This window comes from Neobacillus sp. K501 (assembly GCF_053749995.1).
This window is the reverse complement of record NZ_JBSLYA010000007.1, coordinates 65,687-88,739: the sequence shown is the minus strand read 5'-3', so window position 1 is coordinate 88,739 and position 23,053 is coordinate 65,687. Positions and strand designations below refer to the sequence as shown.

General features: G+C 37.5%; 18 protein-coding genes and 1 riboswitch. Of the genes, 13 read left to right on the top strand and 5 right to left on the bottom strand.

All coding sequences use genetic code 11. From position 1 onward, the window contains the following. Positions 1-3: 3 nt before the first annotated feature. Positions 4-159 carry a hypothetical protein gene (locus ACWM35_RS16200; protein WP_454820100.1) on the bottom strand — a complete coding sequence of 52 codons (156 nt, stop codon included), beginning with the start codon at positions 157-159 and terminating at the stop codon, positions 4-6. 613 nt (positions 160-772) lie between these two features. Then, positions 773-861: riboswitch (cyclic di-GMP riboswitch) on the top strand. Positions 862-893: 32 nt separating this feature from the next. Here ACWM35_RS16200 and sinI point away from each other — a divergent pair. Then, positions 894-1,043: a DNA-binding anti-repressor SinI gene (sinI, locus tag ACWM35_RS16195; protein ID WP_454819837.1), complete on the top strand. Its 150-nt coding sequence runs from the start codon at positions 894-896 to the stop codon at positions 1,041-1,043. A gap of 69 nt (positions 1,044-1,112) precedes the next feature. Here sinI and ACWM35_RS16190 read toward each other — a convergent pair whose 3' ends face one another. Then, entirely contained in the window at positions 1,113-1,442 is a 330-nt protein-coding gene (locus ACWM35_RS16190) for a helix-turn-helix domain-containing protein (protein ID WP_454819836.1), read from the bottom strand. Between the two features lie 449 nt (positions 1,443-1,891). Here ACWM35_RS16190 and map point away from each other — a divergent pair, with 449 nt between their 5' ends. Continuing rightward, on the top strand, positions 1,892-2,641 hold the full coding sequence (gene map / locus ACWM35_RS16185) for a type I methionyl aminopeptidase (protein WP_454819835.1): 750 nt from the start codon (positions 1,892-1,894) through the stop codon (positions 2,639-2,641). A 26-nt stretch (positions 2,642-2,667) separates the two neighbouring features. On the opposite strand, the gene ACWM35_RS16180 is transcribed toward map, so the two are convergent. Next, positions 2,668-2,895: a DUF1128 domain-containing protein gene (locus tag ACWM35_RS16180; protein ID WP_454819834.1), complete on the bottom strand. Its 228-nt coding sequence runs from the start codon at positions 2,893-2,895 to the stop codon at positions 2,668-2,670. A 220-nt stretch (positions 2,896-3,115) separates the two neighbouring features. On the opposite strand from ACWM35_RS16180, the gene ACWM35_RS16175 reads away from it, so the two are divergent. After that, positions 3,116-3,481: a YtxH domain-containing protein gene (locus ACWM35_RS16175; RefSeq protein ID WP_454819833.1), complete on the top strand. Its 366-nt coding sequence runs from the start codon at positions 3,116-3,118 to the stop codon at positions 3,479-3,481. A 20-nt stretch (positions 3,482-3,501) separates the two neighbouring features. Continuing rightward, the gene (locus ACWM35_RS16170; protein WP_454819832.1) at positions 3,502-4,344 is read left to right on the top strand and encodes a YihY/virulence factor BrkB family protein; all 843 of its coding nucleotides are present in this window, start codon (positions 3,502-3,504) and stop codon (positions 4,342-4,344) included. A gap of 269 nt (positions 4,345-4,613) precedes the next feature. Here ACWM35_RS16170 and ACWM35_RS16165 read toward each other — a convergent pair whose 3' ends face one another. Together ACWM35_RS16165 and ACWM35_RS16160 are read right to left on the bottom strand one after the other, a co-directional pair. Then, complete coding sequence (locus ACWM35_RS16165) at positions 4,614-6,530, bottom strand: heavy metal translocating P-type ATPase (RefSeq protein ID WP_454819831.1); 1,917 nt, start codon at positions 6,528-6,530, stop codon at positions 4,614-4,616. Positions 6,531-6,766: 236 nt separating this feature from the next. Beyond that, on the bottom strand, positions 6,767-7,945 hold the full coding sequence (locus ACWM35_RS16160) for an MFS transporter (protein WP_454819830.1): 1,179 nt from the start codon (positions 7,943-7,945) through the stop codon (positions 6,767-6,769). Positions 7,946-8,145: 200 nt separating this feature from the next. On the opposite strand from ACWM35_RS16160, the gene cax reads away from it, so the two are divergent. The 9 genes from cax to ACWM35_RS16115 all read left to right on the top strand — a co-directional run bounded on the left by cax (position 8,146) and on the right by ACWM35_RS16115 (position 23,052). Next, positions 8,146-9,201, top strand: a complete 1,056-nt coding sequence (gene cax, locus ACWM35_RS16155) for a calcium/proton exchanger (protein ID WP_454820084.1) — start codon at positions 8,146-8,148, stop codon at positions 9,199-9,201. 500 nt (positions 9,202-9,701) lie between these two features. Then, positions 9,702-10,484 carry a YfkD family protein gene (locus ACWM35_RS16150; RefSeq protein WP_454820083.1) on the top strand — a complete coding sequence of 261 codons (783 nt, stop codon included), beginning with the start codon at positions 9,702-9,704 and terminating at the stop codon, positions 10,482-10,484. A gap of 113 nt (positions 10,485-10,597) precedes the next feature. Beyond that, positions 10,598-10,795, top strand: a complete 198-nt coding sequence (locus tag ACWM35_RS16145) for an SE1561 family protein (protein WP_454819829.1) — start codon at positions 10,598-10,600, stop codon at positions 10,793-10,795. Positions 10,796-10,924: 129 nt separating this feature from the next. Further along, positions 10,925-12,469 carry a fumarate hydratase gene (locus ACWM35_RS16140; RefSeq protein ID WP_454819828.1) on the top strand — a complete coding sequence of 515 codons (1,545 nt, stop codon included), beginning with the start codon at positions 10,925-10,927 and terminating at the stop codon, positions 12,467-12,469. 638 nt (positions 12,470-13,107) lie between these two features. Then, positions 13,108-13,863: a nuclease-related domain-containing protein gene (locus ACWM35_RS16135; RefSeq protein WP_454819827.1), complete on the top strand. Its 756-nt coding sequence runs from the start codon at positions 13,108-13,110 to the stop codon at positions 13,861-13,863. A gap of 255 nt (positions 13,864-14,118) precedes the next feature. Next, positions 14,119-14,883 carry a delta-lactam-biosynthetic de-N-acetylase gene (gene pdaA, locus ACWM35_RS16130; RefSeq protein WP_454819826.1) on the top strand — a complete coding sequence of 255 codons (765 nt, stop codon included), beginning with the start codon at positions 14,119-14,121 and terminating at the stop codon, positions 14,881-14,883. 111 nt (positions 14,884-14,994) lie between these two features. Continuing rightward, complete coding sequence (rlmD, locus tag ACWM35_RS16125; RefSeq protein ID WP_454819825.1) at positions 14,995-16,374, top strand: 23S rRNA (uracil(1939)-C(5))-methyltransferase RlmD; 1,380 nt, start codon at positions 14,995-14,997, stop codon at positions 16,372-16,374. Between the two features lie 545 nt (positions 16,375-16,919). After that, positions 16,920-22,379, top strand: coding sequence for a 5'-nucleotidase C-terminal domain-containing protein (locus ACWM35_RS16120; protein ID WP_454819824.1), 5,460 nt, complete (start codon positions 16,920-16,922; stop codon positions 22,377-22,379). Positions 22,380-22,563: 184 nt separating this feature from the next. After that, positions 22,564-23,052 (top strand): DUF1456 family protein, encoded by a 489-nt coding sequence (locus ACWM35_RS16115; RefSeq protein WP_454819823.1) that lies wholly within the window; start codon positions 22,564-22,566, stop codon positions 23,050-23,052. Position 23,053 lies beyond the last annotated feature (1 nt).

Genomic DNA, 23,053 nt, shown 5'->3' with positions numbered 1-23,053 from the left:
CTGTTATTCCTCTTCGACTCTATTTTTAAACGCTTCCCTCGTGACAATAAACTCTTCGTCTCCAGGTGCTTCTTCAGACCTTTTCTCCTTTATGATATCCTTTTGGAATTCTCCAGGATGGTTTTTCTTTTTATGGTTAAAATGTTCTCCACGTGCCAAAATCAACACTCCTTTCGTCTTCGAATGTATCATTCCCAAACAAGGAGTATTTATTACAGATAAAAAAAGAAAAACGGATGTATAGACAATTAATCTTCGTGACCTTTTTCTCTTGGCTTTTCAGGACCGCACATTTTATCAAGTAGAAAACCAAAAAACACAATAAAAGCAATGGGAATTGAGAAATTTAACACATGAATAAATGTCATATTATTCACCACCATCAGGCTAATATTTTTAATATTCCGTTTATTTTTAATAGTGCTTCTATTATATGATATTTGTCACAAATTAGACAAATATTTTTAGAATTAATCTTTGTTTTTATGAATTTGTTCAATGAGGTTTTGCAGAAATTTCGACTTAAGTTCATTGTATTTTGCATAATTCTTCCAAAAAAAATACATCCAAAGGGGTTCATCCAGGAAATGATAAAAGTATTTTGTTGATTTTTGGGAGAAATTGTATAATTAAAAAGTATGAAAATTTGAATTGTCTGACAAAAAACTACAACTTACAAAAAAGGGACTATATATAATTAACTTAGTAATTCGGATTGAGTAAATAGGCCTATTGAAATGACAAAATAATCCGTTGGCTATAAGTGGGTTCATTCAGAAAAAGGCAAACCTTTTGAAAAATAGGGACGCAAAGCCGAGGATCTAAGGCAAGAAAGCTTGCTAAGATGGCCGGGCTGCCTGGAATACGAAAATGTATTTTGGGAGTGAGTTTTGATGTTAATCAAAGAGATTATGGCTGATGGTGTGGATACGGAATGGCTGGCACTCATTTCAGAAGCAAAAGAGTTAGGACTAACGCAAGAGTTGGTTAGAGAATTTCTTCATCGGAACGAAGTAAAAGAGGTGTTAATTCACAATGGATAAGATACATAGGAAAAAAGAAAGCATACTACTAAAATGATGTAGTGTGCTTTCTTCTTTTAAATATTCATGTTATTCATTATTATTTTGATTTATCCGCCATTTATTAAATTCTAGGAAGTCACGAAATTGTTCTTTTGAAACACCCGAATTCATAGCCTCTTTAACAAGATTCATCCAATCACTATCTAATTCCTCTTTATCTATATGTTCATGGATTAAATGGTCAACAGGAACATGCAAAACGGAAGCTATTTTTTCTAAAAACTGAATCGAAGGATTTCTTTGCAGGTTTCTTTCAAGAGAGCTTAAATAAGACTTAGCAACTCCTGCTTGCTCTGCAAGTTCGGATAGAGACATTTTTTTTTCTAAACGAAGTTTTTTTACGCGGTCACCGATCATAAGTCTCACACACCTATTTTTTAAAAATATATAAATTAATCTAAACTTTGATTACAATCTAGCTCCAGCGCCTAGGGGCTCGGGTCATAAGCCAATCCGTCAAGAAGGTTAAAGAGCGCAACCTTCTCGCCGGCTCGTCTTATGCCTGTCGCCCCTGGACAAGGCGCTTCCGCTTTTTAGTTTATCTCCAATAATTTTATCAGAAACAAATGAAAAGTTCCATATTAAGAACATGTTTATTATTCTAAAAATGAAAAATCTATTTGGGAAAATATCTATTGATTGAAGTAAAAAGAGAGAGGATATCCCTTTGAAAAAATTCCTCTTTAACGATACTATATTAAAGAGTGTCTCCCATTTTGTATTTTGGTATTATCCATTATTATTAATATCTTAGATTATCAAGAATGCCAATCATTCATACAAATATAAAAAAGGCAGGGAATAAAATGATTGTACTTAAATCGAAGAGAGAAATTGATGCCATGAAAAAGGCTGGAGAAATTCTCGCTTCATGTCATAAAGAAATTGCAAAAATGATTAAACCGGGGATTACTACTTGGGAAATTGATGAGTTTGTTGATGATTTTCTTGAAAAACAACAGGCAACTCCAGAACAAAAAGGGTACAAAGGTTATAAATATGCCACCTGTGCAAGTATTAATGACGAGATCTGTCATGGCTTCCCAAGAAAGGAACCATTAAAGGAAGGCGATATTGTAACAGTTGATATGGTGGTTAATTATAATGGTAGTTTGGCTGATTCTGCTTGGTCCTATCCTGTTGGAAAGGTTTCGAATGAGACGGAGCATTTATTAAAGGTAACGAAAGAAGCGTTGTATAAAGGGATTGAACAGGCAGTTCCTGGTAATCGAATCGGAGATATCGGACATGCAATCCAAACGTATGTTGAAGGAGAAGGCCTATCAGTCGTACGTGATTTCATTGGTCACGGTATCGGAGCGGTTATTCATGAAAAGCCAGATGTGCCACATTACGGTTTACCTGGAAAAGGTCCAAGAATTAAAGAAGGTATGGTGTTTACAATTGAACCGATGGTAAATATCGGAATGTATCAAACGAAGATGGATGCAAACGGGTGGACGGCAAGGACAATTGATGGTAAGTACTCTGCCCAATATGAGCATACTATCGCGATTACAAAGGATGGTCCTATCATTTTAACAGCACAAGAATAAAAAAACAGATCATACTCGATCTGTTTTTACTTGTTTTTGCGCAGGTTTCCTAGTTCTTCCACTAGAGCTTGCATTTCATTGGGGCTAAAAGAAGGCTTCTTCATGACCATATCATAAATTTCTTTTAATTCCTCATACATTTCTTCGTCAAAATGTGAAGGTTTGATGGCACCGAGGTTTAGAACCTTTAGTTTTTCTTTTATTTGTTCAATCATATACTCGACATTTTCAGTGGTTTTTTGTGATAAATTCATACCGTCACCCTTTCCGAATTCCTAATTTCATCTTTTCATGTAAACTAGTATATGTCAATCCTAACTTGTTTTTCATCTTCCGTATGATTTTTGAAATAAAAAAGACGAGAACCCTTGCTTTTGGAGGCAGGCTTAACGCAAAATAAATGTTGAGAACTTTCTATTCATTTAATTGAAAAAATAGGAATTATAAAAATGTATTCGAAGGAGAGGTTAAAATATGAGTGAAAACAAATTTTGGAAAGGTATGCTATACGGAGCAATAGCTGGTGGTGCATTAAGTCTTTTTGATAAAAATACCCGTCAAATGATGAAGAAGAACGTGTCAAAAGTATATCAACAAGTTTCCTATGTAGTTAAACATCCTTCTGAGATCAGTGATCAGGTAAAAGAAACGGCTGTAAAACTAAAAACTACGTTTGAGCAGGTTAGTGATGACATATATTACATAACAGGTAAAGTGGACGAGCTTCGTGAGTTAACTCCAAAGGTAAAGGAGATTGTGAAGGATACACAAGAAACCTTTTCCAAAGAGGATGATTCCCTTTACGATGACTTATTGAAAGAGGTTGAGGTCAAAAATTAAGCAAGTAAAGGAGGAATGTAATGGGGAAGGCAGCTAATGGTAATGTACGTTCATCTTTATTAAGATTGCTTTGGCATCGAATTGAAGAGGATGACGTTCCAGGACTATCCGCCCAGTTGGCCTATTTTTTTCTTCTATCGTTATTTCCGCTCTTGATTTTCATTTTTACCTTAATGCCATATCTGCCTATCCCTCATCACGATATACTGGGAGGAATCAAAGAATTTGCACCGCCGCAGACAATGGAATTGATAGAGAAAAATGTTTATTACGTCATGAATCAGAAACATGGTGGGTTGCTATCCTTTGGGGTTATCGGAACGATTTGGTCTGCATCAAATGGTATTCATGCTTTAGTAAGAGCTTTTAACAAAGCTTACAATGTAAAAGAAAGCCGCTCCTTTATCGTCTCGAGAGCAATGGCGATCGTACTGACAATCGGGATGATAGTGGTATTTATTGTCGCGGTGATACTGCCGATTTTTGGAAAAGAAATTGCGTTATTTCTATTTTCACATTTAGGTTTTACAAAAGAGTTTCTATACATTTGGGATATGTTAAGACTAGTTGTCAGCGCCCTGATTTTATTTCTGATTTTTACGGGTTTATATTGGATTGCTCCCAATATTAAATTACGCTGCCGAAGTGCTTTTCCTGGTGCAGCCTTTGCAACCGTTGGCTGGATTGTTTCGTCCTATGCCTTATCATTTTACGTAAGGAAGTTCAGTGATTTTTCGCTGACATATGGAAGTATTGGCGCCATTATTGTTCTCCTCATTTGGTTATATATTTCAGGATTTATTATTATTCTTGGAGGAGAAATAAACGCCTTTTATAGTGAAAAGAATAAAGAAAACTGTTAGAAAATCCTCCTGATTTTCCCTTCATGAAAACTGCTCATTTGCAAACAATATAAGTGGGGAATAATGAGCAAGAGGGGGGATCACAATGACCAAACATACAAAAAAAGATGGCGGTACAAAGCAAAAAGGTAAAGGCAGTAAAGGTAATAAAACATCAGGTTCAGCAAATGGATCGAACGGATATCACTAATTAGAAAAGCTCCAGCGCCTCTAGAAGCTGGAGCTAGACAGGAAAAACCGGACTCTTATATTAGGAGTCCGGTTTTCATTTATTTTTTAAGAAGTCTTAAGCTATTTAGGATAACTAAAATGGTACTACCCTCATGCCCAATGACACCAAATGGTAAATCAAGTAATTGAAAGAAATTAGATGAGATTAACAACATAATGACAGTAATGGAGAAGATAACATTTTGCTTAATAATTTGATTCATTCTTTTAGATAGGTTTATCGCTTCCGCAATCCGTGGCAAATCATTTTTCATTAGCACCACATCTGCGGTTTCAAGGGCAACATCGCTACCTTCTCCCATCGCTATTCCCACATTCGCGATGGCTAAGGCTGGGGCATCATTTATCCCGTCACCAACCATGGCAATTGTTTTATAACTTGTTTTCAATTGTTTTAGCTCGGCTACTTTATCTTCGGGCAAGCATTCAGCGATAAACTGGTCAACTTGACATTCTGTTGCTATGACTTTGGCTGTTTTTTCACTATCACCAGTAAGCATGATGGTATAAATGCCCTGTTTTTTGAGGTGTTCAATGGCATGCTTTGTTTCTTCTCTGACAACATCCTTTAACGCAATGAAACCAGAGAGGACCTCATTGATTTGGATAAATACAAGTGTATTTCCTTGGTTAGCTAAATCCACTACTTTGCCTTCCGCAAAAGAAAGAGCTGCTTCCTTACCTACAAAATCCGCTTTTCCTATTTTCCAGCTTTCTCCGTTCATTTCAGCTTTCACGCCCCATCCTGAAACATCCTCAACGTTTTGGGGATGGAGGAGATCCTGGTTAATCTGGGACTTCACATGCTTAACAATCGCTTGAGCAAGAGGATGATTCGAATGATTTTCAATCGATGCTACTTTCCATAATATTTCATCTTTATTGAGTCCTTCTATCATTGTCACTTCGGTTACTTCGGGCTTTCCTTTCGTGAGTGTTCCTGTTTTGTCAAAGGCAATTGCCTTTAAATGACTAAGATTTTCTAAATGAACGCCGCCTTTTACTAAAATACCGCGTTTTGCCCCATTAGAAATAGCTGATAAGGTTGCTGGCATGATGGAGGCTACGAGTGCGCATGGTGAAGCCACAACCAGTAATATCATTGCCCGGTAAAACGACTCCTGCCATGTCCAGCCAAGTAAAAAATGGGGAAGGACCATCATCAGCAGGACAACAGCTAGAACGATTTTTACATAAGAACCTTCAAAGCGTTCAATAAAAAGCTGAGAAGGCGATTTTTCACTCTGTGCGGATTGAACCAGCTCAATAATTTTTTGAAAAAGCGTCTCACTACTTGCTTTTGTTGTTTGAACGGTAACGGCTCCAGTTAAATTAACCGTGCCTGCAAACACTTCTGCCTGGATTCCTTTTGAAACAGGGATAGACTCTCCTGTTATTGCAGCTTCGTCGATATTTGTTTGCCCATGAATGATGACCCCATCAGCTGGAACCCGTTCTCCTGGCTTAATAAGAATTTCATCACCAATCTTTAATTCGGAAACAGCAACCCGTCTTTCGATTCCACTATTAATTAGCAAAGCTTCCTCAGGCTGTAGTTTCATTAATGATGATATCTCTTTGTGACTTTTATTCATTGTATAGGTCTCTAATGCGCCACTTACCGCAAAAATGAAAATGAGGATTGCCCCTTCTGTCCAGTAGCCAATAATGGCTGACCCTATCGCAGCAAAAATCATCAACATTTCCACGTTTAATTCCTTATTTTCATAGGTTGCTTCAATACCTTCTTTGGCTTTTGCAAATCCCCCAATGATAAAAGCCAATAAATACGCAATAATCGAAGCAGGACGATCATCTAGCGAATCTAAAATCCAACCAGCGGCAATCAACACTCCGCTTAAACCAGCGGCAATCAATTCGAGATGCGGTTTCATTTTTTCAAACAAACTAACCTTTGGCAGTCCTTTTATCAGCCTCTTTGCTTCAGAACTCATTTCTCTTCTCCCCCTTTTTTTCTTTTTAGCATGGATTCAACTGTCTACACTTGTAAGCAAGTGCTAAACTTTTTCTGTCTAATTGAGAAAAATAATCAAAGTCATTACCCCTAAAAAACACGAAAGCTGTCATCGGATTGATGACAGCAAAATTTCTAACAAACAAGCTATTTAATTAATTTCATTTTATCATATAAACTATGCCTAAGATATGAAAATGCTCCATAAAATAAACATTATGAATTTTGTTGTTCAACCAATGAGTAGTTTCTTTTTCCAAAGATAAAAATAGTAATTGATAAGATCAGCAGCATGGTACTAATAATATAAAAGAAGCTAATACCTTGAAAATATTGAATGAATAGTCCGCCAATAATCGGTCCGCTCAAGCTTCCAAGACTAAAAAAGATTCCGCACAATAAATTTCCAGTCGGTAAAAGGTTCTTCGGGACTAAGTCTGTCATGTAACTAATCCCTAAAGAAAAAGTTGACCCAACAACCATCCCTGAAAAAAGAAAAGATATGAGAAGACCGACCTTGGATTGCTCGAAAATACTTGCAGAAGTAAAGCCGATAAATCCTAGCAGGAGGACAATCACCAAAATATTTCTCCGACCGTATTGGTCACTAAGAACGCCTAAGGGTAGCTGGGTGATGATCGTTCCAATAGCAAATGCCGTTAAAACGAGTGAAACACTGGATACATCGATATCCATCCTTAAAGCATAGACGGGAAAGCTCCCGTTTAAGGAAGACTCTAGGAATCCATAACAGAAGGGAGGCAGGAAGGCAACCCATCCATATTTCATAGCATGACCGAAACGTTTGATTGTGTTGATAAAAGAATTCATTCCTACTTCTTGTTCTGGAAAATCATTCTTAAGTGTGAATACAAATAACCAGCCTACGAGACAAAGAATAGAAGAAATGATAAAGGGCAGGGCTTCATAGACATTAACTAATGGCGTCATTAATGGCCCGGCAGCAAAGCCAATTCCGAAAAATAATCCATATAAAGAAATATTCCGTCCTCTTTTTTCTTTCGGAGAGGAGGAAGTAATCCAGGTTTGTGTCGCAAAATGGAGGGAATGATCGCCAATACCAATGAGAAGCCGCAGACAAAACCAAAACCAAAATGATTTCCATAATGGAAATAATGCAAGTGCAGCTACAACTAGTGCCCCGCCAAAAACAATGACCGGTTTATATCCATATTTTCTTAAAGGCATTTCCATAAATGGTGACACAAGCAGGATTCCAATATAAAGTGCGGTAGCATTTAAACCGTTTAAAAAGGAAGAAACCCCGCTATTTTCAAAAATGACGGCAATTAGCGGCAAGAGCATTCCTTGGGAAAAACCTGATATGGCAACAATCCCTACTAATATCCAAAATCGAAAATGGTCTTTATTCATATACGTATCCCCGTTTTTAATCAAATGAAGTTATTTTGAAAGTCTGTCTAGCTTCTAAATGATGGTACCCGAGATAACGATGAATTGGCAAGTAAAATCTTGATTACACTTTTACTAAGTGGAAAAATAGTGTAACCTCATTGTTGTGGTAAATTTATCTATATATGTAAATTTTACTTATTATTCTTTTAGGAGGGAAAATAGTGGGGAAAATATTTATGCTAATGACATTTATTGGCGTACCACTTTCAGTCATAGGAACTCTCATGCACTGGCCTAGCATGGTTCTGTTCGTGATTTACTGTCTTACCATTATAGCTTTAGCCAGTTACATGGGGAGAGCAACCGAAAGTCTTGCCGTCGTTGCAGGCCCGCGGATTGGCGGGTTGTTAAATGCAACCTTTGGAAACGCGGTTGAATTAATTATCTCAATCTTTGCTTTAAAGGCTGGATTAGTTGGAGTGGTCCTCGCCTCGTTAACCGGTTCAGTACTTGGTAACCTTTTGCTTGTTGCTGGTCTATCGTTTTTTGTCGGGGGATTAAAGTTCAAGCGTCAAACCTTTAATGTTCATGATGCCAGACATAATTCAGGCTTGCTGATGTTCGCTGTTATCGTTGCTTTTGTTGTCCCAGAAGTTTTCTCGATGGATATGAATGAGACGAAAACATTATCACTCAGTATAGGAATATCGGTTATTTTAATTTTACTTTATCTTGCGGCACTATTTTTTAAATTGGTAACCCACCGAGGGGTTTATCAAAGTGAGAATGAGGCACAACATCATGAAGAAGAACCAGAATGGGGAAAAGGGAAGGCAATTGGTGTCCTTTTGGTTGCAACATTAGCTGTAGCCTATGTTTCGGAAAACTTAGTCCATACATTTGAATATGTTGCGGAATCCTTTGGCTGGACAGAACTATTTATCGGGGTCATTATCGTCGCTATTGTCGGTAATGCTGCCGAACATGCTTCTGCTATTGTTATGGCGTTTAAAAATAAGATGGACATAGCAGTAGAGATTGCGATTGGATCGACATTGCAAATTGCGATGTTTGTTGCGCCTGTCCTAGTTCTCATTTCTCTTTTCTTTGAAAAAACAATGCCACTAGTGTTCACGATGCCAGAATTAATCTCGATGGTAACCTCCGTACTTCTGATGGTTGTAATCTCTAACGACGGGGAATCGAACTGGTTTGAAGGTCTAACCTTACTGGCTGCTTACTTTATTATGGGCATCGGATTTTTCCTACTGTAGAACAAGTAGCGGATGAGGCTAGATCTGGCCCTTGGCAAAACAAGTTCAATATAAAGACTCTGAGCTAAAATAGCTCAGAGTCTCATTTTTTTATTGATTCCATTTTCAATGTAAGGGTAAAACCTTTCTAAAATCATGTAGTATTCAAATTCGGGAAAAAATCAATCGCTTACATTTGGGTCCATCCATCACCAACCTTCATGTTTAATTATGATAGTAAAACACGAGTGTTGAATTTCATATTCGAGTGGAATCCCTACCTCCTTAATGGTATATGGTTCGATTGATTACTGCCCTCCTTTTATTAAGTTAATTACATTATACATCATAGTTAGAATTTTGTAAATGTTCAGATTATTATTTTTGATTGAAATTATTTGCGACAATGGATAAAACTTTTCAACTCCGAAAAAACTATGAGCAGACTAATATCTGCTATTTTTTGAAAGGAGTTTTACTTAGTGAAAAAACTTATCCTTGTTCTTCTACCACTGCTTTTCATGCTGATTTATTTGCCTACAGCATCTGCTGAAAAAGCGGTTGAAAAGGAAGTGGTCAAAACAGAGCCGGTTAAATACCAGGTACCGCCGTCTGTTCGTAATATTACAAAGGAAAATACGTATCCGAACTCAACTCAAGATTTACCGACCTTGCAGCCAAGTGATCTAACAAAGAAGTTAATTGATTCTTCCAAGGTGAAAATTGAAAATCCCGATCTGATTCGGATGCTCAATGAATCCAGTGTGAATAGTACCCCTTTTGCACTAGGGTATCGTGCCATTGTTTATTTAGGGCAATGGCCATTAAATTACGAATCAACGGAGACCTCTCCAAACTGGGAATATCAAAAAATCAATACGAATTATTATGATAATCGCGGTGGAAAAGTCCCTTATCAGATTAAGTATGTTCAGGAAGCCCAAAAAATTGTCCGCGGCGGGTTAACAGCAAAAATTCCGAATGCTGAGGATGTAAAAAAGATGATGCTGTTAAAAGCGATGGAAAAGACTCATCTTCCGCTCTCTTTTGATACTATTATTGGGGCTGGCACGAAAAATGACCATGTCTACAATATTCCAGTCAATCGTTTAGGATATTTATACGCTTACGCGCCAGCTGTAAATGAAAAAGGAAAAGTTACCTATGGCGAAGTCTATTTAATGCTAAAAGGGAATAAAAAGCTAATCGTGATTAAAAACGTTACTTCTCAAGGAATAGGTGCATGGATTCCGGTTCAAGATCATGTTTCCTTTGGATTTGCAGCATCTGAACGTCCAAGGTGATCTTAATTTGTAAGACTCCTCCAAAGCTGGCAGGAGTCTTTTTACTAAAAAAAGTTGCCATTGATCGCAGCATTCGATAGGATGAAAACGTAATATGAAAGGAGATGGTTATTTTGGGAAGTCCAACACATGATAAAAATTCACAAGTTACTTTTTTAAAGAGTCGATTAAATATGTTTCTAGATGTACTAGATGCAATTGATCCGGAGGATGCGGATCTTGACGATATTGACAACTTAATCCGAATGATTGATGATATCGAATCAAAATGTAAAGAATTCAACAATCGTGAAGTTCCCGAGTCTGTTTAGTAACAGGCTCTTTTTTTTGGAAAAGCTTACACTTTAAAAACTGTGATTATAGGAGTATAATAAAGTCGTCAAATAATTGTAATTTTTAAATAGATTAGGCATGGGACAAGGGGAAAGGGGAACTTAATTGTGAATATCGAGAAATTTCAAGAAAGCATGTACAAGCTGGTTGTTGAAACTTCTACAAAGCTTCCAAAGGACGTCCGTCGTGCGGTTAAAGCGGCTAAGGAAAAGGAGAGCGCCGGAACACGTGCGGCAATGAGCCTTGCTACAATCACCAATAATATTAAAATGGCAGATGAGCAAGTATCGCCTATCTGTCAGGATACAGGCTTACCAACCTTTAAAATCAAAACTCCTGTTGGTGTTAACCAATTAGAGATAAAAGAAGCTATCAAGAACGCAATCGTTATGGCAACAAAAGAAGGAAAGTTGCGTCCGAACTCAGTCGATTCTTTAACCGGTGATAATAGTGGCGACAATCTTGGGGTAGGATTGCCAGTCATTAAATTTGACCAATGGGAAAAGGATTATATTGATGTCCGCTTAATATTAAAGGGCGGCGGTTGTGAAAATAAAAACATACAATACAGTCTGCCATGTGAACTAGAAGGACTTGGCCGGGCTGGACGAGACCTAGATGGTATTCGAAAATGTATTATGCATTCGGTTTACCAAGCACAAGGACAAGGCTGCAGCGCTGGTTTTATCGGTGTTGGAATTGGTGGTGACCGTTCATCTGGATATGATTTAGCAAAAGAACAGTTATTCCGCTCTCTTGATGACGTAAATCCAAACGAAGACCTTCACAAGCTGGAAGAGTACGTATTGGAAAATGCTAACAAATTAGGAATCGGCACGATGGGCTTTGGTGGCGAAGCAACATTACTTGGTTGTAAAGTCGGTGTGATGAATCGTATTCCTGCAAGCTTTTATGTATCAGTTGCCTACAACTGTTGGGCTTTCCGTCGGATGGGTGTAGCAGTTGATCCAGTTAGCGGTGAAATCAATGAATGGATGTATCAGGAAGGTGACTTCATTGATTTTGCCCAAACAGAAGCAGAAAAAGAAACGGCAGCTGCGAGTGCAGAAGACGTGATAACCCTTCAAGCACCAATTACCGAAGAGCAAATTCGTGAATTAAAGGTCGGAGACGTGGTACGGATTAATGGAATGATGTACACCGGCCGTGACGCGATCCATAAATATTTATCGGATCATGATTCTCCAGTTGATTTAAATGGCCAGGTGATTTATCACTGTGGACCGGTCATGCTTAAGGATGAAGCAGGTGAGTGGCATGTAAAAGCGGCAGGACCTACTACGAGTATTCGTGAAGAGCCTTATCAAGGCGATATTATGAAGAAATTCGGAATCCGTGCGGTTATTGGGAAAGGCGGAATGGGACCAAGGACATTGGCAGCTTTAGCAGAACACGGTGGCGTTTATTTGAATGCCATCGGTGGTGCAGCCCAGTATTATGCAGACTGTATCAAATCTGTAGAGGGAGTAGACCTCATGCAATTTGGTATTCCAGAAGCAATGTGGCACCTCCGCGTCGAAGGCTTCACTGCCGTCGTCACAATGGACTCACACGGAAACAGCTTGCATGCTGATGTGGACAAATCATCATTAGAGAAATTAGCACAGTTTAAAGAACCGGTTTTTAAATAAAGATGGAATATTGAGGGTAGACACGGGTTTGTGTCTATCCTTTTTTTGTGTTTTTGGATATATTATCCTAAAAGTGTAATGAGGGAGCGTTCGTTTGTAGTAATTGGGGTTGAATTTGTAGTAAGTTAGGTTGGGTATCCATTATTATCCAAAAAATGTAGTGAAGGAATGTTAATTTGTTGTAAGTAGGACTGGATTTGTAGTAAGAGGATAGTATTTTGGAGTAAGTTAGATTAGGTATCCAGTATTATCCAAAAAATGTAGTGAGGGAATGTTAATTTGTTGTGAGTAGGAGTGGATTTGTAGTAAGAGGTTATTATTTTGTAGTAAGTTAGGTTAGGGAGCCAATATTATCCAAAAATTGTAGTGAGGGAGTGTTAATTTGTTGTAAGTAGGACTGGATTTGTAGTAAGAGGTTATTATTTTGTAGTAAGTTAGGTTAGGGAGCCAGTATTATCCAAAAAATTTAGTGAGGGAGTGTTAATTTGTTGTAAGAACCCTATACTCTGTAGTAAGTAGAAGTTGTTTTGGGGAAAAAGTTCTTAAATTTAATAATTTGGACAAAAAACTCACTGAATTTGGGTAGGAATCATAACAATTGTATTGAATATTATTTAAAATGAAAAGGGAGGTATTTTATGTTTCTAAAAGATCTAGTTATTCCCGAACAATTACTCAAGGCTGAAGCTTTAGAGAGACGAATTATTCCTCAGCATGAGTCAATGCCAAGTTTAAAATCAATGATCAAATCTTTAAGATCTGGATATAATGGTGAAAAGACAATCCAATACTACTTAAGTCAAATACCACCTCAAAAGTATCAAATCCTTCATGATATCAGGCTTCCACTTGCATATACATTCTTCCAAATTGATGCAATTCTTTTATCCCCCAAAAGCATACTTTTCCTTGATGGTAAAAATCACTCTGGCACCTTACATATTCAAAAAGATCAAATGATTCAAGAATATTTGGGATCTAGAGAAGTTTACGAAAATCCATTTTCTCAAGCCGAACGTCATAAAATTCAATTAAGATACTGGCTAGATCAATACCACTTTCCACAAATACGAATTGAATATTTAGTTGTGATTACAAAATCTCATACTGAAGTTAAAATAAGCACAGACTATCCCGAAGCAAGAGCAAAGATATGTAAGGTGCATGATCTGCTTAGAAAGATTGAGGAAATGGAAACAATTAAAATTGCCCCCCATAAGCAATCCATAGAGAAAATAGGCAGTCTCCTTTTAAAAGATCACACTCCATTGAAAAAGGACATCCTACAAATGTTTCATATAAAGCAATCCGATATTTTTTCAGGCGTCCATTGTCCAAATTGCTTGTTTCTCCCTATGATTTACCATCGGAAAATGGATATGCCCATCGTGTAAGTTTGTTTCCCAAGATGCTCATATTAAAGCAATCAATGATTATTTCTTATTAATGAAGCCCAATTTCTCCAACCCTGAACTGCGAAATTTCCTCCAAATCCCATCATCAAGGGCAACAACCTATTTATTATCCCAATTAAATTTCCCTCATACTGGAGAAAAGCGGGGTCGTATTTATTTTCAGCCATAATTTTTCCAGTTATGTTTTCCCTATGAAATCAAACAATAATAAAAACAAAAATAGGGGGAACATGGATGAAGAAAATATTGTGCATCCTTAGTTTGCTGCTGCTGATGGCCCCACAGTATGGTTATGCGGTATCCAATAAGCCCATTCATTGGGGGTTTAAAAAGGCAGTAAATGAAGTGCCACCAGAGGCAGGGGAAGAGTACGATGAGTTGTTGGAAAAATATGGGTCATTTTATAAAGGAAGCCCGGATTCAAAGACAATTTATCTTACCTTTGATAATGGCTACGAGCAGGGATATACAGGGAAAGTCCTTGATGTTCTAAAAAAAGAAAAAGTACCGGCCACTTTTTTCGTTACAGGACATTATTTATTATCACAACCTGAACTTGCAAAGAGAATGGTCGATGAAGGACATATCATTGGAAATCATTCTTGGCATCATCCCGATATGACGCAAATTAGTGATGCTAGAATTCGTGAGGAGCTGCGGAAAATAAAGGATAAAACGAAAGAGCTCACGGGTCAAAAGAAAATGAAGTATTTGCGTCCGCCAAGAGGAGTTTTCAGTGAGCGAACGATGGAGATTGCCAAGGAAGAGGGGTATACCCATGTATTTTGGTCGCTGGCTTTTGTGGATTGGAATGTGAATAATCAAAGAGGATGGCAGTATTCATATAACAACATCATGAAGCAAATCCATCCGGGTTGTATAATGCTTCTACATACGGTATCTAAGGATAATGCGGATGCTTTAGAAAAAGTCATTAAAGATTTGAAAAAAAGAGGATATAAATTCAAAAGTCTTGACGATTATCCCAAGCAAAACTAAGCCGAATTCTCTGTGGAATTCGGCTTTTCCCTATGAATCATGCTATAATACGGGGAAAATGACTTCCAATGCTGATATTGGAGAAGTATTGAATAATTTGGAGTGAACGAAATGAAAACGGAGCAAGCTGTTAAAATCAAATTAAACCAGACATTCCCGTTAACGATTAAAAGACTAGGGATTAACGGAGAAGGTGTCGGTTATTTTAAAAAGCAGGTCGTATTTGTCCCGGGCGCTCTTCCTGGTGAAGAGGTCGTGGTTGAAGCAACCAAAATTAACCCAAAATTTGCTGAAGCGAAAATTAAAAAGATCAGAATTAAATCACCACACCGTGTTCAGCCGCCTTGTCCCGTGTATGAGCAATGTGGCGGATGCCAGCTTCAGCATCTAAAATATGAGCAGCAATTAAAAGAAAAACGTGATATCGTTATCCAATCTCTAGAACGACATACAAAGTTAGATATCGAGAAATTAGATATTCGTGAAACAATTGGCATGGAAGACCCGTGGGGTTACCGCAATAAGAGCAGCTTTCAAGTAAAAGCGAAGGATGGTCAGGTCCTCGCGGGATTATATGAGTTAAACTCTCACCAGTTGATTAACATTGAACATTGTGCTGTTCAGCACTCGCAAACAACAGAAGCAGTTAATACGGTAAAAGGAATTCTCGAGAGTTTAAATATTCCCATTTATAATGAAAAAAGCCGCAAAGGCATTGTTCGTACGATTGTAACTCGTGTTGGCGTACAATCAGGAGAAATGCAAGTCGTGTTAATTACTGCTCAAAAAGACTTGCCGAAAAGCGATCAGATCATTAGCGAAATTCAAAAACGATTGCCTAATGTGAAATCGATTATGCAAAATATCAATGGCCAAAAAACGTCGCTGATTTTTGGAGAAGAAACAGTATCGCTTGCTGGGGAAGAATTTATTCAGGAAACATTAGGGGATTTGCAATTTGAATTGTCGGCCCGTACTTTTTTTCAGCTAAATCCGATTCAAACCGTTAAGCTGTATAATGAGGTCAAAAAAGCAGCAGCTCTAACTGGATCAGAGAAAATCGTCGATGCCTATTGTGGGGTTGGGACAATTGGACTTTGGCTGGCAGACCAGGCTGCTGAAGTTCGCGGGATGGATGTAATCCCAGAATCAATTGACGATGCCAAGAAAAATGCAAAGCGTCATGGATTCACCAATACGAAATATGTACCTGGTAAGGCAGAGGAGATCCTGCCAAAATGGGTAAAAAAAGGCTGGAAGCCAGATGTTATTGTAGTTGATCCACCAAGAACAGGGCTTGATCAGCAGCTTCTACAAACCATTTTGCAAGTAAAGCCAGAAAAACTGATTTACGTTTCCTGTAACCCATCAACATTAGCAAAAGACATACAAACCTTAAGTTCTAAATTCGAAGTCAAATACATTCAGCCAGTGGACATGTTTCCTCAGACAGCACATGTTGAAGCTGTCGCGATGATTGCATTAAAATAAATTGATGAAGCTCTATCCAATCGGATGGGGCTATTTTTATTATATTAGAATAACAATTGCGATTTTGCGTTTTTTTCTTTTCTCCGCTTTGAGAAACAAGAAATTGAAAGAAAAACCTTGTATTTTGTCGAAATGCTATTAATTATTATTATTCATTTACTAAAAAAATAGGCTTTTTGGTCTATTGACAAAATCGACAATTTTTTTAATGAAATAAATATTAGCTTGTTAGTAGAATAATACAGTTATATAATGTTGCTTGGGACGAGTTTGCTGGCTCTTTTATTGATACAACGCTACATATCACTACTTATTCCAAAAAGGAAGTGACTTAATCAAATATACCTAGACTTATAGATTTAGAGAAGTCTTTTAGAATAATGCAGTTTATTGTCGAATCATATGTACCGATCAGGGTGTATGAATTTTGTCATCTGTCATAAAACGTTCAAACAGCAAATTCCCCTAAAAGTTGTAATTTCCTGTGCTGAAATTACAGTAATACAACTAATGAGATTTTTATGAAGTCTAAAAGGAGGAGAAACATGAAAAGAAAGCATAAAAAGAGTTTTAGTATAGTCACCACTTCTGCTTTGCTCTTAAGTTTATTGTCACCTGTTGGTAATATTAATGCCCAGGCTGAAAGCGCTTTAGTGGCTAAAGATTTGATTATTTCTGAGTATATTGAAGGTAATAGCTTTAATAAAGCGATTGAGCTTTATAATGGTACTGGTCAAGAAATTGATCTTACTGGCTATAAACTTGAACTTTACAACAATTCTAGCACTGCAACAGAAGGCACAAAAACAGCTAGCTTCACTTTGAATTTAGATAGCAAACTTGCTAGTGGTGATGTATATGTACTTGCTCATCCTGATGCAAATGCTGAAATCAAAGCCCAAGCAGATAAGTTAGACAAAACAGTTATTAATTTTAATGGTAATGACCAAGTTGTTCTTAGAAAGAAAGATACAGACGTAGTTGTTGATTCAATTGGCCAAGTTGGTTCAATAGCAAACGTATTAGCTGATGTCAATTTAATTAGAAAAGGTACTATTACTACAGGTGATACCAATATCACTGACGCATTTGAGCGTCTTGTTGAATGGAAAGTAATAGCTACTCCTATTAATAACGCAACAGATCTTGGCAAACACACAATTGGTGAAGAAACTCCAGCACAGCCTACACCAGAAGTACCAGTAATAAATATTGGTGAGGCACGTGCAAAAGCGGTTGGTGAAGATGTAGCAATCGAAGGTATTGCCACAACTAATTCAGGTCTTTTTGGAGCAGACGAGTTATACCTGCAGGATAATACAGGCGGTATGTTTGTTTATAGAAGTACTGCAAGCGTAACCAAAGGTGATAAAGTAAAAATAACTGGTAAATTAGCAACCTACAAGTCACAACTTCAGCTTGTACCAACAGATGTTACAGTCGTTTCTAGAGGGAATGCTCTACCTGCACCACAGATAGTTACTGTAATTGGTAATGATACACAAGGTGAGTTGTTAAAGCTTGAAAGAGTAACAATTGATTCAATGACTAAGGATAGCTACGGAACTGCTACTATTGAAGGAACTTTAGCTACCGGTCAAAAAGTTAAAGTTATCCAAGATAATCGTGCTGGCGCGACTTATGATGATTTAATCAAATATTACAAAGTAGGCGAACTGGTTCATATAACTGGTATCGGTTCTGTTGATGATACTGGTTTTCATCTAAAAACAACTGGACTAGATAGTTTTGACCTAGTTAACAAACCCGCTGTATATTCAACTACTGAGCAAGGTGTTGTAGCTCCTGGTGCTAAGATCGAATTGAAATCTGGCACAGGTGGAGAAATCTATTACACAGTAGACGGTACTATACCAACAATTGAAAGCGCTAAATATGTTGAGCCAATTGTATTAACTAAAGAAGGCGAAACAACGATTAAAGCGGTTGCTGTTAACGATGGAAAAACAAGTGAAGTATTTAGCTTTACTTATAAAATTCTAAATACAACAGGCGTTAAAATCCATGACATCCAAGGTAAAAGCCATGTATCTGATTACAATGGTGCATCTGTTGCGGGTATTGAAGGTGTTGTAACTCATGTATTTGGTAGTAGCAGCTTTGTTATTCAAGATGTTGATACTTTTGATAATGATCCTGCAACTTCTGAAGCAGTTGAGGTTTCAAAATCCGGTCACGGTGTAACCGTAGGCGATAAGGTAACTGTTGATGGAAAAGTAACTGAAACCGGTAGTGGAGCAGACCTTTCTTTAACTAAAATTATTGCAACTACAGTTAAAAAGGTTGGAACAGAAAAAGTAACTTTACCAGCACCACTTGTTGTAGGTAAAGACATCATTCCTCCAACTAAAGTGATTGATAATGACAATATGACTAAGTATGAACCGGCAGAAGATGGAATAGACTTCTGGGAATCTGTTGAATATATGCGAGTTTCATTACCAAAACCAGTTGTTGTTGGACCTCCATATTCAAAAGATATTCCACTTGTTGTTCCAGGTACAACAAACAACACATTTAACAAAATGGGTGGTTTAAATATTGCGGCAGATGATTATAACCCAGAAAAAATTATGCTGGATAACGCTGGAGATACCTACGGAACTGGCGATAAGTTTGATGGCGATGTAATTGGTGTTGTCACATATGCAAGCACAGGCTACCAAATTGCAGCAGATAAGACAAAACTGCCTAATCTCATTAAGTCAACTATTACACCAGAAAAAACGTTTATTGAATTTGACAAAGAAAAATTAACAGTAGCATCATATAATATTGAAAACTTCTCAAATAATCCGACGAATACACCTAATGAAAAGGTAGAAAAAATCGCTAAATCATTTGTAAATGATATGAAAACTCCTGACATCATTACCCTTATAGAAGTTCAGGATAATGATGGTGAAACAGATTCTGGTAATGCGGATGCGACCGAAAGCTATAATCGCTTAATTAGCGCCATTAAAGCAGCAGGCGGTCCAACTTACAAATGGACTGATGTTACCCCAGAAAACAATAAAGGCGGCGGCGCACCTGGCGGTAATATTCGTGTTGGATATATCTACAATCCAGAACGTGTATCTCTAGTTGAAGGCACAAAAGGAGAAGCTAATAAAGCTAACTCTTGGACTGAGGCGGGTAACTTAACATTGAACCCAGGTGTCATTAATCCTGAGAAATTCTCTGGTACACGTAAGCCATTAGCTGCAGAGTTTGAGTTCCAAGGACAACGTCTAGTAGTTATTGGAACACACTTAAACTCTAAAGGTGGAGACCAATCTCTATGGGGAGCAAATCAACCTCCAGTATTGAGCTCAGAAAAACAACGTATAGAATTAGCAACAGAAATCAATAAATTCATTAAAGACGGTCTTACTAAGAACCCTAACCTTAACGTTATTGTTGCTGGAGATATGAATGATTTTGAGTTCACACCAGCTCTTACAGCACTAAAAGGCAAAGAGTTAACAAGCATGATTGAGCAGGTTCCAACAGAAGATCGTTTCTCTTACTTCTTCGGAGGAAACAATCAAGTATTAGACCATGCATTGGTTACAAACAATCTAGTAGGTAATACAAAAATTGACATGGTTCATATCAATGCGAACTTCACTGAAGCACAAGGACGAGCATCTGACCATGATCCATTATTATTACAAATCGATTTCCCTGATTTATCAATCATTCACACGAATGATACACATGCTGCATTAGAAAATATGCCTAGAACTGTAACAGCTCTTAAAGACTTAAGAGGGACAGTTCCTGGATCACTTCTGCTACACGCTGGAGATGCATTTAGTGGGACATTGTTCTTCAATGAATTCCAAGGTGAAGCAGACTTAAAATTAATGAATTTAATGAAGTTTGATGCCATGACATTTGGTAACCATGAATTTGACCTGGGATCTTCGGCACAAGGACATCAGAAGTTGGTTGACTTTGTTAAGGCAGCTAAATTCCCATTCTTGAGTGCAAACGTTGACTTCTCTCAAGATGCTAAGTTTGCAGGTTTACAAAATGATTCCATTGTAACAGAATATGAAAATGGTAAGATCTACAACGGAATCATTAAAGAAGTTAATGGTGAAAAAGTTGGTATCTTCGGTTTAACAACTGAAGAAACGAAAGATATTTCAAGTGTTGGTTCTGTCGCATTTAAAAAATATATCGAAAGTGCTAAAAAGGCAGTAGCTGCCCTAGAAGCTCAAGGCGTGAAACGCATCGTTGCATTGACTCATATTGGATATGACGATAGTGCTGCTTATGATAATGATTTATTACTAGCTGAGCACGTAGAAGGTATTGACGTAATCGTTGGTGGACATACCCATACAGCATTAACTAAACCAACAGTTGTTGCTAAGGACACAACACCTACTGTAATTGTTCAAACTGGTAACTCAAACAGCAACCTTGGTGTTGTAAATGTTGAGTTTGACGAAAAGGGTGTTGTTACCAGCCATAATGGTAAACTAATTGCAATTGATTCTAAAATTGCTGCAGACCCTGAAGCAGTTCAAGTATTAAAACCATACCAAGACAAAGTGAATGAGGTTTCTAATAAGGAAATTGGTGTATCAACAACAAATGCATTAGAAGCACCACGTACTAGTGGCGATAATACTAAACCAAGTGTACGTAAAAATGAAACAATTCTAGGAAACTTAATTACTGATGGAATGCTTAAGAAAGCAAGATCATTTACGAAGAAAAATGTCATTATGGCATTACAAAACGGTGGAGGAATTCGTGCTGCAATCCCAGCTGGACCAATTACAGTTGGTGAAGTTATCACAGTACTTCCGTTTAATAACACACTTGCAACCATGGAAGTAACAGGTGCTGAGCTAAAAGCAGCATTTGAAGTTTCTTTAGGTCAATATCCATTAGAAAATGGCGGATTCTTACACGTTGCCGGTGGTAAAGTGGTATATGACAAAACGAAACCAGCTAAACAACGTATTGTATCTGTATCTTATTTAAATGAAGCTGGTAAGTATGTAGAAGTTCAAGACACAGTGAAGTACACAATTGCTACAAACGCCTTTACTGCAAAAGGTGGAGACGGCTATGATATGTTTGCTAAAGCTTATGCTGAGGGCCGTGTAACTGACTTAGGACTTTCTGATTGGGAAAACTTCCGTGATCATTTAGTAAGCCTAGGAAGCAACGGAATTCCAACAAAAGTTGAAGGCCGTATTATTGACGTTACTGAAGTACCTCAAGTACCAGGTGAAAACCCAGGCCAAGGTGAAAACCCAGGCCAAGGTGAAAACCCAGGCCAAGGTAAAGATCCAGTTAAACCTGAAACACCAAAAGAAGTTAAACCAGTAGTAACTAAAAAAGGTAACAAATATTCAGTTAGTGAAAGTGCACTTAAGAATCTTGAGAAAAAAGCAAACGTAGTTGTAGCGGTTGATAATAAAACAAATGCAACTGTAGAACTTACAAAAGCACAAATTCAAGATTTGAAAGCTGCGGGTGCTTCAGTCGTAGTAAGAAATGGAAATGTTGATGTACAAATTCCTGCTTCTATCCTGCCACTTGAAGAAAATGTTGATATTATTGTGAAGAAAATGGCAGTAAAAGGTTCTCTAGGTGTTTATGACTTTACAATTGAAGCAGATGGTAAAGAGTATCATAAGTTCAATGAAAAAGTTAAACTTACTTTCAAAGTGGATCCAAAGCAAATTAAAAATCCTAAAAATGTAAAAGTTTATTATTGGAATGAAAAGGATAGTAAATGGGAAGTGATTGGTGGAGAATACAGTAATGGTGAAGTAACAGCCTATACTGATCACTTCAGTACCTATGGTGTATTTGAAGCTCAACCAGATTCTACTCAGGTCCCAGTTCAAGCAAATCCGGAGCTTCCGAACACAGCAACAAACAGCTTTAACTTGTTACTTGCAGGATTTGTATTTGTTTTAGTTGGTAGTATACTATTCTTCGTTAGAAGAAGAAATACTGTAGCAAATTAATATGTAAGAATTTTAAGAAGGAAGGCGTACCAATTTAAGGTGCGCCTTTTTCCTCGAAATCACGCCGATTAAAAAACGGAATCGTGTAGAAAAAGTTGCTAAGAATGAACAAATGTAGATAATAATAAGAGTGCCTGTTACTATAAGGTGACAGGCACTAGTTTTATAAAACGGAGGACTCAGTATGGAAAATAACGATATATTAATTCGATTAAGATATGCACTGGAATTGAAAAATAAAGAAGTGGCAGAGATTTTTAAGCTTGGCGGTGTGGACGTATCCGTGCCAGAGGTAGTTAAGATTCTCGCAAAAACGGATGAGGAAGTGGACGAGCAAATTAAATGTAATAACAGTATGTTCGATTCTTTTTTGAACGGCCTTATTATTTATAAAAGAGGGAAACAAGAGCCGAAACCCGGACAGCCTGAAACGCCTGAACAGACCTCAAAGATAAGCACAAACATCAATAATCTCCTGTTAAAAAAAGTGAAGATTGCACTGGCATTAACAACTGAGGAGATGCTCGATATTTTTGACAAAGCAGGAATCACCGTAACAAAAGGAGAGCTCGGTGCTTTATTAAGAAAAGAGGGTCATAAAAATTATAAAGAATGCGGCGATAAATTCGCGCGAAACTTCTTAAAGGGATTAGCGATTAAATACAGGGGATAAA